The organism is Enterococcus sp. AZ141, from assembly GCF_051714385.1.
Lineage (GTDB): Bacteria > Bacillota > Bacilli > Lactobacillales > Enterococcaceae > Enterococcus_D > Enterococcus_D entomosocium.
The window spans coordinates 3,350,307-3,367,977 of the sequence record NZ_JBIORT010000001.1 but is presented as its reverse complement, the minus strand read 5'-3'; the positions used below and the strand labels follow the sequence as shown (position 1 = coordinate 3,367,977).

Below are 17,671 nucleotides of genomic sequence, written 5' to 3'. Positions count from 1 at the left end.
GTTACGTTATGGTGGATACAGGATCAGCAGTAGATTTTTTAAGTAATCCGATTTTATGGGGTGTTGTCCTCGTTGTTTTATTGATCGCTTTTTTGATGATACGCTATCGCATTGGGAAACCCGATGAAGCATTGATCGTTACGGGGTCGTTTTTAGGAAAAGAAGGCATCAAAATCTTAAAAAACAGTGGGACGTTTGTGATTCCTATTGTTCAAAAAGCCCATAAATTAAGTTTATTGACCCACAAGTTAGAGATTGGGACACCAGAAGTTTATACGGAACAAGGCGTACCGATCAAAGCCAGTGCGACGGTGCTTGTAAAGGTCGGCAACAGTACCGAGTCGATCAAGACAGCTGCTGAGCAATACTTAGGCAAATCCACAGGTGAATTGGAAGATGAAGCCCAAGAAGTCTTAGAAGGTCACTTACGGGCGATTCTAGGAACGATGACGGTAGAAGCCATCTATAAAAACCGCGATGATTTTGCGGAACAAGTGCAAGAAGTTGCCTCTACGGATTTGAAGAAAATGGGGTTGGAGATCGTTTCGTTTACGATCAAAGATGTCAGCGACAGCAATGGCTACTTGGATGCGTTAGGACGCCCTCAGATTGCTGAAGTGAAAAAAAATGCCGAAGTAGCGGAATCCAATGCCTTAAGAGAAACTCGAATCAAGCAAGCTGAGAATGAGCAATTGGCACAGCATGAAGAGATCCGTCGCCAAACAGAAATTGCAGAAGCGACAAAAGATATGGCATTGAAACAAGCACAATACAAACAAGAACGCGAAGTTGCGGATGCGAAAGCGGAACAGATCGCGGTCGGCGAACAAATGAAAGTTCAATTGATCGAACAAGAAAAAAATATCGAGATTCAAGAAAAACAAGCGGAATTGACGGAAAAAGAATTGAATGCAACTGTCCGTAAAAAAGCCGAAGCGGATAAATATGTGGTTGAACAAAACGCTTTAGCAGACAAAGCAAGAGAAATCGCACGAGCACAAGCGGAAGCGGAAAAAGTTAAATTAGCTGCCCAAGCAGAAGCCGAACGAATTGAAAAACTAGGTAGTGCCGACGCGGAACGGATCGCAAAAGTCGGTCAAGCCGAAGCGGAAAGCCGTGAAAAGATGGCGATTGCTTTGACCAAACTGAACGAAGCTGGTATTTTGATGGAGTTCATCAAAGTGCTGCCTGAAATCGCGAAAGAGGTCAATGCGCCACTGAGCAATATTGATAAAGTGGTTAGCTTTGGCGGCAATGATGGTCTTCAATCAATGGGGGAAGCTGGTTTAGCGCGAACCTTTGATACGATCAAAGAGACAACCGGATTAGACTTAGTTGGGTTAATCAATGACACGATGTCCACAAAACAAGGAAACAAAGAGCTAGTTCAGGTTGTATCTGAAAGCACTAGTTCGCATCAGCCAACAACTGATCCAATCGAATAAAAGCAAATAAGTGGAAACGTATCAGTCCCTCTTTCTTTTGAGGAGAGGGACTGGTACGTTTTTCTGGCGCATTTAACGGATCTTTCTGAACAAAGATAAGAATCTTACGTAGATTCTTAGAAAGTTTTCACAATTATGTCTAAACTTTGAAATATTGATTAAATTCTGACAATTCATTTGTTTTTTTTTGTGGTCTATGCTAAAGTTATTTCGAATCATGAAAAGGGGGGTTAATTTGCAAACAGATCAGTTTCAAGAAGAGTTTTTTCGTTATCTTATTGTTGAAAGAGGGTATTCGGAAAAGACAAAAAAAGCGTATCAAGAAGATATGGGCGATTTTTTTCACTTCTTAAAAGAGTCTGGCAATGAAGACCCATTAGCAGTGGAATACCGCGATGTTCGCGTCTATTTAAGCTATTTGACGGAACGAGAGTACAGCCGTAATTCCATCAGTCGTAAAATGGCTAGTTTGCGATCTTTTTATCAGTTTCTAACCAAGCATGAGATCGTCAAAGAGAATCCTTTCGCCTACATTCATTTAAAAAAGAAAAACGCCAAATTGCCGCGTTTTTTTTATGAGAAGGAAATGGATGCTCTCTTTCAAAGTGTTGCTGGCGATGAGCCACTACAACAGCGCAATCAAGCATTGTTAGAAGTCCTTTATGGTTCAGGTTTGCGGGTCAGTGAGTGCAGCAGTCTCACACTGGGGGCAATCGATTGGGAAAGTGGCGTATTACTGATCCATGGGAAGGGGAATAAGGATCGCTATGTTCCTTTCGGTAGTTACGCACAAGCAGCAGTCAAACGCTATCTTTCCTCAGGACGCAAACAGCTGATGGAAAAGCAGAACAAGGAACACGAGATCCTTTTCGTGAATCATCTTGGTGACGGGATCACTGCAACTGGGATCGAATATGTTTTGAATCAAATCATTCGAAAAAGCAGTTTAGACAGTAAAATCCATCCTCATATGCTTCGGCATACGTTTGCAACCCATTTATTAAACAACGGCGCCGATATGCGGACCGTTCAAGAATTGTTGGGGCATGCCAATCTATCGACGACACAGATTTATGCGCATGTCACCAAAGACAGTTTACAAAAAAATTATCGCCAATTTCATCCACGCGCGTAAAATTGGTACAGGAGGAACATAAATGAAGTCAGAATTTCATTCAACCACCATCTGTGCGGTTGAAAAAGATGGGAAATTTGCCATGGCCGGTGACGGACAAGTAACGATGGGAGAACAGGTCGTTATGAAAGGAACCGCTCGGAAAGTCCGTCGAATTTACAACGGTGAAGTGATCGTTGGTTTTGCCGGCAGTGTGGCAGATGCCTTTACCTTGGAAGAAAAATTTGAAGGAAAACTAAATGAATACAACGGAAATTTGCAACGAGCTGCAGTAGAATTGGCACAAGAATGGCGGACTCAGCAGTCGATGCAAAAATTAGAGGCGATGCTGATCGTCATGAATGATAAGGAGATGCTTTTGGTCTCTGGGACAGGCGAAGTCATTTCGCCAGATGAAGGAATCTTAGCCATCGGTTCAGGTGGAAACTATGCCTTGGCAGCAGCCCGTGCGATGAAACGTTATGGCGGTGAACTATCTGCCAAAGAAATTGCTGAAGGTGCCTTGAATATTGCCGCAGACATTTGTGTCTTTACGAATCACAATATCATTGTAGAAGAGTTTTAAAGAGGGATGACGATATGACAAACCAAAACAAATCACCACGAGAAATCGTGAAAGAGTTAGATGAATACATCGTTGGACAAACCAACGCCAAAAAATCAGTGGCTGTTGCTTTGAGAAATCGCTACCGCCGGCTGCAATTAGATGAAAAGATGCAACAAGATGTCACACCAAAAAATATTTTGATGATCGGACCAACAGGGGTTGGTAAAACGGAAATTGCGCGACGCTTAGCAAAGATCGTTGATGCACCTTTCGTTAAGTTAGAAGCGACGAAATTCACGGAAGTCGGCTATGTCGGTCGAGACGTAGAATCGATGGTACGTGACCTCGTTGAGAATGCGATCCAAATCGTGAAAAAAGAACAATATAAAAACGTGCGGATCCAAGCAGAGAAAAAAGCCAACCGTCGTTTAGTAAAAGTCTTAGTTCCTGGTATTAAAAAGGAACAGAAAAAGAATACCAATCCTTATGAACAAATGATGAATATGTTCAACGCCGCACAACAACCAGAAGAGCCAAAAGAAGAATTGACGGATGAGATTCGCAGCAACCGTCAAGCCATTTTTGAGCAATTAGAAAAGGGCCTTTTAGACAACCGGGAAGTGACGATCCAAGTCGATGAGCCGAAAAATCAAGCACCGATGATGAACAATGGCTTAGAACAAATGGGGATCGATTTGAATGAAACCTTAGGAGCATTGAAACCGCAAAAGAAAATTGAACGCACAGTAACCGTAAAAGAAGCACGAGAATTGCTGATTCAAGAAGAATCCTCAAAACTGGTCAACGACGCGGATATTCATAGTGAAGCATTACGTTTAGCAGAATCTAGTGGCATCATTTTTCTAGATGAAATCGACAAAGTATCTTCGAAATCACAGCAGTCAGGAGAAGTTTCTCGTGAAGGGGTGCAAAGAGATATCTTGCCGATCGTTGAAGGATCGCAAGTCAATACGAAATACGGAACCCTACAAACAGACCATATCCTTTTTATTGCTTCTGGGGCATTCCACCTGTCGAAACCAAGCGATCTGATCCCTGAATTGCAAGGGCGTTTCCCGATTCGTGTGGAACTAGATGATTTGACAAAAGAAGACTTTGTTAAAATTTTAACGGAGCCCAACAATGCCTTAGTCAAGCAATACATTGCCTTGTTAGGAACCGAAAATGTCAAAGTAGTCTTTACGATGGAAGCTATCGAGAAAATTGCCGAAATTGCTTATCAAGTGAATCGCGATACCGACAATATTGGTGCTCGTCGTTTGCATACGATTCTAGAGAAACTACTTGAAGACTTATTATTTGAAGCATCTGAGATGCAAATGGGTGAAATCACCATCACAGAAGCGTATGTGGAAGAAAAACTTGCGTCCATCGCAAAAGATGAAGACTTAAGCCGGTATATTTTATAAAGGGAGCGGACCAATGAAAACATTATTAGAAAAGACAAGACAAATCAACGAATTATTGCAGCAAAAAAACACCTTTAATTTAGCTTCTGATTTGCCTTACGACAAGATGGCTGTCATTTTAGGAAACATCCTAGACAGCAATGCGTATATTATTAGCATTGACGGTAGCGTGTTAGGTTTTGTTGAGAACCATGATGTCAATAATGAACGCATCAAAAAAATGTTTGTTGAAAAACAGTTTCCTAAAAATTATACAGATTTAGTCGATCACCTGACTTCCACAGAAGCTAATGTGCCAATCAGTGATGATATGACCGCTTTTCCTGTAGAAGGCCGTGAGTTGTATCCCAACGGACTAACGACCATCGTACCGATTTACGGTGCAGGAGAACGTTTAGGTACGATCATTCTTTCCAGAATCGATAAGTCCTTTGATGACGACGATTTGGTATTAGCGGAATACAGTGCGACAGTTGTTGGTATGCAATTCTTGTACCAAAAATCCCGCAGTATCGAAGAAGATGTTCGCAGTACCACAGCTGTTCAAATGGCAATCAACACCCTTTCTTATAGTGAGTTGAAAGCTGTTCAAGCGATCTTTGAGGCATTAGAAGGCGACGAAGGTCGTCTGACCGCGTCAAGTATCGCTGATCGCATTGGAATTACACGGTCGGTGATCGTAAATGCTTTGCGTAAACTAGAGTCTGCCGGCATTATAGAATCCCGCTCTTTGGGGATGAAAGGCACCTATTTAAAAGTGCTTAACAGCCGCTTTAAAGAGGAATTGACGAAACATCAATATTAGGAGATGAGACCATGACAGTTACCATCACGGCGGGTCATCTGCAAGCAAAAATTGCAGAAAAAGGGGCTGAGCTACAAAGCTTAGTTGATACAAGCAATGACCTTGAATATATTTGGCAAGCTGATCCAAACCACTGGGGAAAGCATGCGCCAATCTTATTTCCGATTGTTGGCGCCTTAAAAGAGGACACCTATCAGCATGAGGGCAAAAGTTATCATTTGCCCCGTCATGGGTTTGCCAGAGACATGGTGTTTACTGTCGTTGAAAAACGTACAGACTATGCCTTGTTTCTATTAGAAAGTTCAACTGAAACCAAAGTGAAGTATCCGTTTGATTTTCAGCTGTATGTCAGTTACGAATTAGGCGGTGATGGCTTAGTCGTCAAATACCAAGTAAAGAATAGCGGTCAAAAAGAACTATTCTTCTCCATTGGAGGACACCCTGCATTCAACGTCCCACTTGAAAAAGGGCTGACATTTGAAGACTACTACCTTTCTTTTTCTCCAAAAAAATCACGAGTGAAATTGCCATTAAAAGGCAATTATATTGATTATGAACAACGCACACTCGGTCAAACGAATACGGATTTGCGCTTGACCCACGATATGTTTGCAAATGATGCGCTGGTTTATGAAACGAAAGGATTACATTCCTACTCGATTCGCAGTGAGAAATCGCCTCATAGTGTTACGTTAAGCTACAATAATATGCCGTATGTCGGTTTTTGGTCCACGTATCCCGTAAAATCGCCGTTTCTATGTATAGAACCATGGTGCGGTATCGCAGATACACTGGAAGCTTCCGGTGAGCTTTCAGAAAAATTGGGTATTCAAGCACTTTCGCCTGAGGAGTTATTTGAAACAAAGTACTCGATCACAGTCAAATAAAAGCAGGCAAAAAGAAGCTGAGAAAAGTCATTGCACTTTTCTCAGCTTCTGCTTATTTGTTCGCTTGACGCTTATTCAGACCAAACGGTACCCGACTTTCAGTCCCGTCTTTAATACGTGAAATATTTTCGCGATGGCGAATAAAGATAAAAATCGTTACGCCGATCGCGATGAAGGTCAGCAACCAGTTTTGCTCAGGCAATATCGCAGGGGCGATAAAAGGCAAAACGACCGTCGATAAGGTGATCAAACACGCCGCGATCATACTGGTCAGGCTTACCATACTTGTCACATAAAGACAGATAACAAAAATCAATGAAGAATAAATGAAAAAGAGCGGATTGTATCCTAAGAGCATCCCAGCACTTGTCGCCACCGCTTTGCCGCCTTTAAACTTGGCAAAGATCGGAAAGGTATGACCTAAGATCGCGCAGACCCCAAACCAGAGCGGATTGACGGTATGGAGACCAAAGAGGACAGGCAAACTGGTTGCCAAAGTTCCTTTTAAGATATCCATCAATAAAACAACGATCCCGGCTTTCTTTCCTAAAACGCGAAATGTATTGGTCGTTCCCGTATTGCCGCTGCCGAATTGGCGAATATCTTTTTTGAAAAACAATTGGCCAATCCAAACACCCGAGGGGATCGAACCTAAAAGGTAAGCAACAATAAATAAAAGAATCGTATTCATAATAACCAACTTTCTTTGCAAGGCTAGGGCAATTTTAGCATGAAAACGCCTTTCCAACAATAAGAAAATCTTTCGCTAGTCAGGGAAAGAAGAAAAACAGCTTTCCTCGGAGCTGTGAAACACAAACAAGCCATTTTGTGACTCTAGCTTGTGCAAACAAAGGAAAAAGGATAAGATAGTTTAGAAAAATGTTCGCTTGAAAAAAGCGTATTTTGTGTTAAGATTTTTTTTGCAGTCCTTTCAGCAGTAAAAAAGGACTGATCAAGATTAAAGGAGCGGTGGGTTTGGCAAAGAAAACCACAGAATATAATGATGCTTCCATTCAGGTCTTAGAGGGCCTAGAAGCAGTAAGAAAACGGCCAGGAATGTATATCGGCTCGACCGATAGCCGCGGCTTACATCACTTAGTGTATGAAATCGTCGATAATGCGGTTGATGAGGCACTCTCAGGATACGGCAATGAAATCGATGTTACGATCCACAAAGACAATAGTATCAGTGTTCGAGACAACGGGCGAGGAATGCCGGTCGGGACACATGCATCGGGAATCCCTACTGTTGAAGTGATCTTCACAGTGCTACATGCCGGCGGGAAGTTTGGCCAAGGAGGCTACAAAACTTCTGGCGGCCTTCATGGGGTTGGTGCCAGTGTTGTAAATGCTCTATCCAGCTGGCTGGAAGTAGTCATCGTTCGTGATGGCATCGAATACAAACAGAGCTTCAAAGACGGTGGGAAACCAGCGGGTACTTTGAAAAAAATCGGCAAAACTCGTAAACCAACTGGAACCACAGTCACCTTTAAACCTGACGACACGATCTTTTCAACAACCAAATTCTCCTATGAAATTCTCGCAGAACGTTTAAGAGAATCGGCTTTCTTGCTAAAAGGGGTCAAAATCTCCCTGACGGATGAACGTGGGGAAGAACCAATTCATGAAGTTTTTTTATATGAAGAAGGCATCAAAGAATTCGTTGATTATTTAAATGAAGAAAAAGATACCTTGACCCAGGTGGTGTATTTTTCCGGTACCAAAGAAGCAATCGAGGTAGAACTTGCCTTTCAATACAATGATGGCTATTCGGAAAATGTCTTGTCCTTTGTCAACAATGTACGTACCAAAGATGGTGGTACCCATGAAGTGGGGATGAAAACGTCAATGACGAAAGCTTTCAATGAATATGCCCGCAAGGTCAATTTGTTGAAGGAAAAAGATAAGAACCTTGAAGGTAGTGATTTTCGTGAAGGCTTAGCGGCCGTGTTGTCGATCCGTGTTCCAGAAAATCTTTTGCAATTTGAAGGGCAGACCAAAGGGAAATTAGGAACACCCTTAGCAAGAAATGCTGTAGACAATGTGATTGGCGAGCAACTAGGCTATTACCTGCAAGAAAACAGTGAAATGAGTCAAATGCTGGTTCGTAAAGCGATCAAAGCAAGAGAGGCCCGTGAAGCTGCCAGAAAGGCGAGAGAAGAAAGCCGCACAGGAAAGAAACGCAAAAAAGGTGAGTCACTGCTTTCTGGAAAATTAACGCCTGCTCAGTCTCGTAATCCTAAGAAAAATGAATTGTATTTGGTGGAGGGGGACTCAGCCGGCGGGTCAGCGAAGCAAGGCCGTGACCGCAAGTTCCAAGCGATTTTACCGTTACGAGGCAAAGTTATCAATACAGAAAAAGCCAAGATGCAGGATATTTTGAAAAATGAAGAGATCAATACCATGATCTATACTATCGGTGCCGGTGTTGGCCCAGAGTTTTCGATTGAAGACTGCAATTATGACAAAGTCATTATCATGACCGATGCGGATACCGATGGGGCGCACATCCAAGTGCTGCTTTTAACGTTTTTCTACCGGTATATGAAACCTTTGATCGAAGCGGGAAAAGTATACATTGCTTTGCCACCTTTGTATAAAGTGTCTAAAGGGTTAGGGAAAAAGGCAGTAGTCGAATATGCTTGGACGGATGATGAACTAAGCAAACTGACCCAAAAAATCGGTAAAGGCTATATGCTTCAGCGCTACAAAGGGTTGGGGGAAATGAATGCCGATCAATTGTGGGAAACGACGATGGACCCAGAAACGCGGACGCTGATTCGGGTAAGAATCGATGATGCGGCCCAAGCAGAACGCCGTGTCACCACACTGATGGGGGACAAGGTAGAACCTCGTCGGAAGTGGATCGAAAGCCATGTTCAATTCAGTTTAGAAGAAGATGGCAGTATTTTGGATAAAAAAGAAGATACGGTACCGGAATTAGTTGATGAAAAGTTAATGGATACCGAACAAGCAGAAAGCAAACATTTAGTTAAGGAATAGGAGGTGGTCTCTTGGAACACAGAAGCAATATACAAGAATTGACATTGGAAGAAGTGATGGGAGATCGCTTCGGTCGATATTCCAAATACATTATTCAAGAACGGGCATTGCCAGATATTCGTGATGGGTTAAAACCGGTTCAGCGGCGCATCTTGTTCGCCATGAACCAAGACGGCAATACGTATGACAAAGGCTTCCGCAAATCAGCGAAATCAGTCGGGAATATCATGGGGAACTTTCATCCCCATGGTGACTCGAGTATTTATGAAGCAATGGTCCGCATGAGCCAAGACTGGAAATTGCGTCAGATTTTGATTGAAATGCACGGAAACAACGGGAGTATGGATGGTGATCCGCCAGCTGCCATGCGTTATACCGAAGCACGACTTTCAGAATTAAGCGGTGAGCTGTTAAAAGATATCGAAAAAAACACCGTCGAATTGGTGTGGAATTTTGATGATACCGAAAAAGAACCAACGGTCTTACCAGCAAAATACCCAAATCTGTTAGTCAATGGCTCAACTGGGATCTCAGCTGGGTATGCAACGGAAATTCCCACCCATAATTTAGGGGAAATCATTGATGGAACGGTCTATTTGATCGACCATCCGCAAGCTTCTTTGGATCAGCTGATGAAGTATATTCCCGGCCCTGATTTTCCAACAGGAGGGATTTTACAAGGGAAAGAAGAAATCAAAAAAGCCTATGAAACAGGCAAAGGCAAAGTGATCCTGCGTTCGAAAACCAAGATCGAAGACATCAAAGGTGGCAAGCAGCAAATCGTTATCAATGAGATTCCCTATGAGGTCAATAAAGCCAATCTAGTCAAAAAAATGGATGAGATTCGTTTGAATAAACGGATCGACGGGATTGCTGAAGTGCGTGATGAAACTGACCGTACTGGTTTGCAGATCGTTGTCGAGCTGAAAAAAGAAGCAAATGCACAAGGAATTTTAAATTATTTATTTAAAAATACCGAATTGCAGATCAACTACAACTTCAACATGGTGGCTATCGACAATATGCGCCCCCAACAAGTCGGTTTGAAACGGATTTTAGAAAGCTACATCAAGCATCGGCGTGAAGTGATCGAAAAACGCAGTCGTTTTGAACTGCAAAAAGCCCAAAAGAGACAGCATATCGTCGATGGGTTAATCAAAGCTTTATCGATTCTTGATGAAGTGATCGCCACCATTCGCGGCAGTAAAGACAAAAAAGATGCCAAAAACAATCTGGTTGTTCAGCACGGTTTTACGGAAGAGCAAGCAGAAGCCATTGTGAACTTACAGTTGTACCGCTTGACCAATACGGATATCACACAATTGCAAGCAGAGGCGAAAGAACTTGCTGAAACGATCGCTGAATTGACAACGATTTTAAATGAGGAAAGTGAATTACTGAAAGTGATCAAAAAGGAATTGCGGGAGATCAAGAAAAAATATTCGACACCGCGATTGACTGAGATCGAAGCCGAAATTCAAGAAATCAAGATCGAAACACAAGTTTTAGTCGCGCAAGAAGAAGTCGTCGTGACAGTCACAAGAGACGGTTATGTCAAACGCAGCAGTTTGCGTTCTTACGGTGCCTCAAAACCAGAAGAGATCGGCATGAAAGAAGGCGACTCTTTACTTTACAGCAACCAAATGAATACGTTGGATCATCTGTTATTGGTAACCAATAAAGGAAACACGATCTATCGTCCGGTTCATGAATTGCCTGATTTAAAATGGAAAGATCTAGGCGAACATATTTCGCAAACGGTTATGACACTGGCGCAAGATGAAATGATCATTGGGGTCTTTGCCTACAAAGAGATCGATCCGTTGAAAAACTTTGTGCTGATCAGTAAAAACGGCATGATTAAACAAACACGAATGACGGAATTTGAACCTTGGCGCACCTATAAGACACGGCCAATGACGATCATGAAGCTGAAAGATGAATCAGATGAATTAGTCAATGTCTTTTTGACTGATCAAACAGAAGAAATGGATGTCTTTTTAGTCAGTCATCTTGCCTTTGGCTTACGGTATTCGCTTAATGAAGTGCCCGTTGTGGGACCAAAAGCAGCTGGGGTCAAAGCGATGAACCTTAAAGCGGATGATTATCTTATCAATGGGTTGTTAGTTTATTCAGAAGGGGATACACCGATCGTTCTGATTACCCAACGTGGCGCAGCAAAACGCATGCTAGCCCAAGAGATCACCCAATTAGGACGGGCGAAGCGTGGATTGATGGTCTTACGGGAATTGAAGAAAAACCCTCATCGCGTAGTCTATATGGGGAATGGAGAGAACCAGCAGCTACTGGTAACCAACCAAAAAGGACAAGCCTTTGAAGTCATCACGAATCAAATCCCGATCAATGATCGGACCTCCAACGGCTCATTTATCATGGATGAGAAAACAGGGGGGCAAATCTACGAAGTGAAAACACAAATCAGTCCTGCAATCGCAGAGGATTCTGTACTATAAATTATAACAAAGCAACCATTCTGTACCAGTACAGAATGGTTGCTTTTTTGCCCCTTAATTAATCTTTCACATTGATAAAAAACGCACTTTAATAAAAGATTCACATTTGATAAATGCTTATAAATCAACGTTTTTAATAATAAAAATCTTAAAAAAAACTAAATTGTTCAAAATAATTCTTGAAAACACTTGCAATCATTAGGGTGTGTGTTATACTGTTCACGTAAAGCTGTTACATTAGTGAACAGAAAATTTAAGGAGGTCCATCAGATGGAACAATGGAATGGATTTAAAGGAAAAACTTGGAAAGAAGAAGTAAACGTACGCGACTTCATCCAAGAAAACTACACACCTTATGACGGAACAGATGAATTCCTAGCAGATGCTACTGAAGCAACGACGAAGCTATGGGATCAAGTCATGGAACTGAACAAGCAAGAGCGTGAAGCTGGCGGCGTATTGGATATGGATACAAAAGTCGTTTCAACGATTACTTCTCATGGACCTGGCTACTTAGACAAAAACTTAGAAACAGTTGTTGGTTTCCAAACGGAAAAACCATTTAAACGCAGCTTGCAACCATTTGGCGGCATCCGCATGTCAGAACAAGCAGCAGAATCTTACGGCTATGAAATCGATGCGGAAGTTTCTCACATTTTCCGCGACTACCGTAAAACACATAACCAAGGGGTATTTGATGCCTATACACCTGAAATCAGAGCAGCTCGTCGTTCTGGTGTAATCACAGGTCTTCCTGATGCATACGGCCGTGGCCGGATCATTGGTGACTACCGTCGTGTTGCATTATACGGAGTGGATTTCTTGATCAAAGAAAAACAACAAGACCTATTGTATTGCGGAAACGGAACCATGTCTGAAGACATTATCCGCCAACGTGAAGAATTAAGTGAACAAATTCGCGCTTTAAGCGAATTGAAAGAATTAGGAAACATTTACGGATTTGATATTTCTAAACCAGCTCAAACGGCGAAAGAAGCATTCCAATGGTTATATCTTGGTTACTTAGCAGCCATCAAAGAGCAAAATGGTGCGGCAATGTCATTGGGACGTACGTCAACTTTCCTTGATATTTATGTTGAACGCGATTTAAAAAATGGCGTGATCACTGAAGAAGAAGCACAAGAAATCGTTGACCATTTTGTCATGAAACTACGTCTTGTGAAATTTGCTCGGACGCCTGATTACAACGCATTGTTCTCTGGTGACCCAACTTGGGTAACTGAGTCAATCGCTGGTATGGGTGAAGATGGACGCCACATGGTAACAAAAAACAGCTTCCGTTTCTTACACACGCTAGCAAACTTAGGTCCAGCACCAGAACCAAACTTGACTGTTTTATGGTCAACACGTTTGCCTCATAACTTCAAAACATTCTGTGCGAAAATGTCGATCCAAACATCAGCGATTCAATATGAAAACGATGATGTGATGCGTGGACATTGGGGCGATGATTACGGAATCGCTTGTTGTGTATCCGCAATGCGCATCGGGAAACAAATGCAATTCTTTGGTGCTCGTGCCAACTTAGCGAAAACATTGTTGTATGCAATCAACGGTGGGGTCGATGAAAAATCAAAAGCACAAGTTGGACCAAAATTCCAACCAATTACTTCTGAATACTTGGATTACAACGAAGTAATGGAAAAATATGACACAATGATGGACTGGATTTGTGATCTGTATGTGAACACATTGAACATCATTCATTACATGCATGACAAATATTCTTATGAACGCATTGAAATGGCGCTCCAAGATACAGATATTCTACGTACGATGGCTACTGGTATCGCTGGTTTCTCTGTTGCAGTTGATTCATTATCAGCGATTAAATATGCCAAAGTTCGTACGATTCGTGATGAAAACGGCATTGTTGAAGATTACGAAATCGAAGGCGATTATCCTAAATACGGAAACAATGATGACCGTGTAGATGATATCGCAGTCAACTTGTTGAAAGCTTTCATGAAGAAAGTAAAACGCACAAAAACATATCGTGATGCAAAACATACAACTTCGATCCTTACAATCACTTCTAATGTGGTTTATGGGAAGAAAACAGGGAACACGCCTGATGGACGTCGTGCAGGTGCACCATTTGCTCCAGGTGCAAACCCAATGCATGGCCGCGATACGCATGGTGCATTAGCAAGTCTTTCGTCAGTTGCGAAATTACCATATGATTACTCATTAGATGGTATTTCAAACACCTTCTCAATCGTACCTAAAGCATTAGGTCGTGACGATGAGACACAACAAGAAAACCTAGCAACAATGCTAGATGGCTATGCAGCAAAAGGTGGTCACCACTTAAATATCAACGTATTTAACCGTGATACATTACTTGATGCGCAAGCTCACCCAGAAAAATACCCACAATTAACGATTCGGGTTTCTGGTTATGCGGTTAATTTCATTAAATTAACCAAAGAACAACAAGATGATGTCATTGCTCGTACAATGCACGAAGCAATGTAATAAGCAACAACTTCAGGCGGCGGACGGGAAAATCCGCCGCCTCTTGTTTTGAGAGTATCAGACGGAGCATGGTTATCCGTCGTTTCGAAGAAAGGAAGAGCATTATGGCAGTAACAGGACAAGTACATTCAACAGAAAGTTTTGGATCAGTAGATGGACCAGGTATCCGTTTTATTGTATTCATGCAAGGATGCCGCATGCGTTGCCAGTTTTGTCATAATCCAGATACTTGGAAGATTGGCACGGGTATCGAACGAACGACCGATGACGTCTTAGAAGAGGCGTTGAAATATCGCGAATTCTGGGGACAAAAAGGTGGGATCACCGTTAGTGGTGGGGAACCGTTACTTCAAATGGACTTTCTGATCGATCTGTTTCGCAAAGCCAAAGCAGAAGGGGTCAGCACAACACTGGACACTTGCGGAAAACCATTTACACGAGAAGAGCCTTTTTTCAGTAAGTTTCAAGAGTTGATGACTGTGACTGATTTGCTGTTGTTTGATATCAAACATATCGATAACAAAGCCCATAAAGAGCTGACCACCCAATCCAATGATAATATTTTGGATATGGCAAATTATCTTTCAGAGATCAATCAGCCCGTCTGGATTCGTCATGTGCTGGTTCCTTTTAGAAGCGATTATGATGACTTCTTGATCCGTTTGGATGAATTTATCAAGACGTTGAAGAATGTCGATAAAGTTGAGATCTTACCTTATCACACGATGGGGAAATACAAGTGGGATGAGCTAGGCTTGAAATATCCCCTTGAAGGGATCGAACCACCAACCGAAGATCGGGTGAAAAATGCCAAACGTTTGCTCCATGTAGATGACTATAAAGGCTACTTAACCCGTTGATCAAAACAGGAAAGAAGAGATTGCTATTGCTTCTTTCCTGTTTTTTTACTATGATTAGAAAGTGAATATCAATTGAAATAGGAGCGATGAAGAAATGTCGAAAATATTAGTATTCGGTCACCAAAATCCTGATACCGACGCTATTGGTGCAGCGATTGCCTTTGCAAACTTACAAAATCAACTTGGGAAAGACTGTGAAGCGGTGGCGCTAGGTACACCGAATGAAGAAACACAATTTGCACTAGACACCTTTAGCCTGGCTGCTCCTCGTGTAATCGATTCAGTAACTAAGGAAACACAAGAAGTAATGCTGGTGGATCACAATGAGTTTCAGCAAAGTGCGGCAGATATTGCGGATGTTACAGTGTTGGCAGTGGTTGATCATCACCGTATTGCTAACTTTGAGACAGCCAATCCGTTGTATTATCGTGCAGAACCTGTTGGTTGTACCAGTACGATCGTATTGAAGTTATACAAAGAAAATCAAGTGGAAATTCCAAAAGCGATCGCAGGAATCATGCTTTCAGCGATCATCTCCGATACATTGTTGTTCAAATCGCCAACATGTACCGATGAAGATGTAGCGGCAGCAAAAGAATTAGCGGTTTTAGCAGGTGTTGAACTGGAAGCATACGGATTGGATATGTTGAAAGCCGGCACAAATCTTGGGACGAAATCAGCCGCAGAATTGCTGGATCTTGATGCAAAAAGCTTCCCAATGGGCGGGAAAAACATCCGTATCGGACAAGTCAATACAGTCGACCTAAAAGAGGTCTTTGACCGTCAAGCAGAATTGGAAGCTGCCATGAAAGAATCAATGTCAGCAAATGGCTATGATTTGTTCTTGCTTGTTGCTACTGATATCTTAGACAGTAATTCTGAGCTATTAGTTGTTGGTGAACCAATTGCCCCAGTAGAAGCAGCGTTTGAAACGACATTAACGAACCATCGTGCCTTTTTACCTGGCGTTGTTTCTCGTAAAAAACAAATCGTTCCTCAATTAACAGCGGTTTTCGAAGGATAATTAGGATAAATGTCAGAGTGCTGGTGAGATCTGTTTTGGTAGATCAAGCCAGCATTTTTCATGATTTTTTTAATAAGGAGTACACACAGTGAAATTTTTTTATAGTCCCCATTATCGTTCGTTGCAACCGATCCTGGCATCTTCTGAATTCCATGATTTGGTTCATGTGCTTTTAAGCTGTCAAGAACCGCCGACACTACGAGAGCTAAAAGCGAAGTTTCCAGAGGTGTCAATTGATAAAACCCTTGACCGTCTGATCGCATCAGCTTTGATCATCCGCCAAAATCGACGCTATTTTTTAGGTTTTCCTGTTTATACTGAAGAAGATCAAAAGCAGCTGCAAGAAAGTGACGGTTTTTATCAAGATGCCCTTGATTGGTCAACACAAGAAATCGCTGGTTTTCTCAAAAACTTTGCGACATTAAGTAGTGAAAATAAATACTTCTATGGTTGTTTGCAGGAGGTGGAGCAGGGGATTGTTTATTCCTTGGCCCATGAAAGTTTTCAGATGATCTCATACGCAGAAGCGCCATGGCCACCAACGCTGCCGGCTTTTTTTGAAGCAAATCGCCAGCTGCAAAATCTATCGGTTTATGACGAACTAATGGATTTGATCGGCGATGTCGATCCGGTCTATTACTTAGATCAAGTAAGTGTCATCTTTGAACGTATCCGTAAAAACAAAAAAGTGCGTCCGAGTATTTTTCTAGAATCGCTTCAACAGTTGAAAATCGTTAGTTCCGAGCTAGATTTCTTGCTGGAAGAAATAAATTGTGATAATCTAAAAAACGGCCGTTATCCATCTGCTGAAAAGGATATTTTCTTGCAACGATCAGTGCTCGCTCACTTTGTGAAAAAAGCAGGTTCATACAACACGTTTTTTTTCAATGATAATTGAGATTTCTAATAATTATGTTATTTGTTTTAAATTTTCTGAATATTACAAAGCTGTTAGATGTTATTCTAATAGCTTTTTTTCTTGTTCACTAAAATGATAATTTGATGAATAAAAATTAAAATATAACGATCGTTTTGTTTGGAGATTTGATTTCTTGATGATATGATGATTTTAGAACGTTGAAAGGGGATATAAAAATGGAAGGATATAAAACGGTTGATTTTGAACAGTTGGAACGGAATAAAACGAAAGCAGAAATGATTACATTCGTATCAATGTCAGAGATAGAAGCGGCACGGCAAGCAATTACAAATGCGGGGATCGATGAAACGCGTTTTTCTGATGGAGATCTCATTCTCGCATTAAAGCAAAAGGAACGATTTGGGGCAAATACGATCGTTTCAGTGGTTATTGATTGGCTAGTGAATCAAAACTATTTAGTGAATCCCGCGAATGCCCTTCGTTATTTGGCAAAAAAAATGGCAGATGGTCCATTAACGAGTTATAAATTATTGAGTGAGGGAGAGTTTGACTGTGATGGCAATTATTACTTAATTGGTCACGCAGACAAGTCCTTGGCAGTAAATAAAGCCTATAAAGTTTACACCGATGGGCAAGTAAAAGAGCTTTGGCAAGCAAAATAATTGAAGGTGATTTCGGCTCT

The 17,671-nt window shown here is 41.7% G+C and carries 14 protein-coding genes; 13 read left to right on the top strand and 1 reads right to left on the bottom strand.

What is annotated here, in order from left to right; genetic code table 11:
* The first annotated feature begins 8 nt into the window (after positions 1 to 8).
* The 6 genes from IGI89_RS15495 (at position 9) to IGI89_RS15470 (ending at position 6,249) form a co-directional block, all read left to right on the top strand.
* Positions 9 to 1,445 carry a flotillin family protein gene (locus IGI89_RS15495; RefSeq protein ID WP_430601533.1) on the top strand — a complete coding sequence of 479 codons (1,437 nt, stop codon included), beginning with the start codon at positions 9 to 11 and terminating at the stop codon, positions 1,443 to 1,445.
* A 196-nt stretch (positions 1,446 to 1,641) separates the two neighbouring features.
* Positions 1,642 to 2,580: a tyrosine recombinase XerC gene (gene xerC / locus IGI89_RS15490; RefSeq protein ID WP_005236822.1), complete on the top strand. Its 939-nt coding sequence runs from the start codon at positions 1,642 to 1,644 to the stop codon at positions 2,578 to 2,580.
* Between the two features lie 22 nt (positions 2,581 to 2,602).
* Positions 2,603 to 3,145 carry an ATP-dependent protease subunit HslV gene (gene hslV, locus IGI89_RS15485; RefSeq protein WP_005229630.1) on the top strand — a complete coding sequence of 181 codons (543 nt, stop codon included), beginning with the start codon at positions 2,603 to 2,605 and terminating at the stop codon, positions 3,143 to 3,145.
* Between the two features lie 14 nt (positions 3,146 to 3,159).
* A complete protein-coding gene (gene hslU, locus IGI89_RS15480) occupies positions 3,160 to 4,557 on the top strand; it encodes an ATP-dependent protease ATPase subunit HslU (protein ID WP_005236820.1) in 1,398 nt (465 codons plus the stop codon).
* 13 nt (positions 4,558 to 4,570) lie between these two features.
* Positions 4,571 to 5,362 carry a GTP-sensing pleiotropic transcriptional regulator CodY gene (gene codY, locus IGI89_RS15475; RefSeq protein WP_005236817.1) on the top strand — a complete coding sequence of 264 codons (792 nt, stop codon included), beginning with the start codon at positions 4,571 to 4,573 and terminating at the stop codon, positions 5,360 to 5,362.
* 11 nt (positions 5,363 to 5,373) lie between these two features.
* Positions 5,374 to 6,249 (top strand): aldose 1-epimerase family protein, encoded by an 876-nt coding sequence (locus tag IGI89_RS15470; protein ID WP_008379674.1) that lies wholly within the window; start codon positions 5,374 to 5,376, stop codon positions 6,247 to 6,249.
* A gap of 52 nt (positions 6,250 to 6,301) precedes the next feature.
* On the opposite strand, the gene plsY is transcribed toward IGI89_RS15470, so the two are convergent.
* Complete coding sequence (plsY, locus tag IGI89_RS15465) at positions 6,302 to 6,940, bottom strand: glycerol-3-phosphate 1-O-acyltransferase PlsY (RefSeq protein WP_008379676.1); 639 nt, start codon at positions 6,938 to 6,940, stop codon at positions 6,302 to 6,304.
* A 284-nt stretch (positions 6,941 to 7,224) separates the two neighbouring features.
* Between plsY and parE the strand changes: the two genes are divergently transcribed.
* From parE to IGI89_RS15430, 7 genes are all read left to right on the top strand, one after another.
* Entirely contained in the window at positions 7,225 to 9,252 is a 2,028-nt protein-coding gene (parE, locus tag IGI89_RS15460; protein WP_034872209.1) for a DNA topoisomerase IV subunit B, read from the top strand.
* Between the two features lie 11 nt (positions 9,253 to 9,263).
* Positions 9,264 to 11,726: a DNA topoisomerase IV subunit A gene (parC, locus tag IGI89_RS15455; RefSeq protein WP_005236805.1), complete on the top strand. Its 2,463-nt coding sequence runs from the start codon at positions 9,264 to 9,266 to the stop codon at positions 11,724 to 11,726.
* Between the two features lie 270 nt (positions 11,727 to 11,996).
* The gene (gene pflB, locus IGI89_RS15450; RefSeq protein ID WP_008379680.1) at positions 11,997 to 14,225 is read left to right on the top strand and encodes a formate C-acetyltransferase; all 2,229 of its coding nucleotides are present in this window, start codon (positions 11,997 to 11,999) and stop codon (positions 14,223 to 14,225) included.
* Positions 14,226 to 14,329: 104 nt separating this feature from the next.
* Positions 14,330 to 15,085 (top strand): pyruvate formate-lyase-activating protein, encoded by a 756-nt coding sequence (gene pflA, locus IGI89_RS15445; protein WP_008379682.1) that lies wholly within the window; start codon positions 14,330 to 14,332, stop codon positions 15,083 to 15,085.
* A 94-nt stretch (positions 15,086 to 15,179) separates the two neighbouring features.
* Positions 15,180 to 16,109, top strand: a complete 930-nt coding sequence (locus tag IGI89_RS15440; RefSeq protein WP_008379685.1) for a manganese-dependent inorganic pyrophosphatase — start codon at positions 15,180 to 15,182, stop codon at positions 16,107 to 16,109.
* A gap of 88 nt (positions 16,110 to 16,197) precedes the next feature.
* The gene (locus IGI89_RS15435) at positions 16,198 to 17,007 is read left to right on the top strand and encodes a DUF1803 domain-containing protein (protein WP_438735827.1); all 810 of its coding nucleotides are present in this window, start codon (positions 16,198 to 16,200) and stop codon (positions 17,005 to 17,007) included.
* A gap of 197 nt (positions 17,008 to 17,204) precedes the next feature.
* A complete protein-coding gene (locus IGI89_RS15430) occupies positions 17,205 to 17,651 on the top strand; it encodes a hypothetical protein (protein WP_005236794.1) in 447 nt (148 codons plus the stop codon).
* The last annotated feature ends 20 nt before the right edge of the window (positions 17,652 to 17,671 follow it).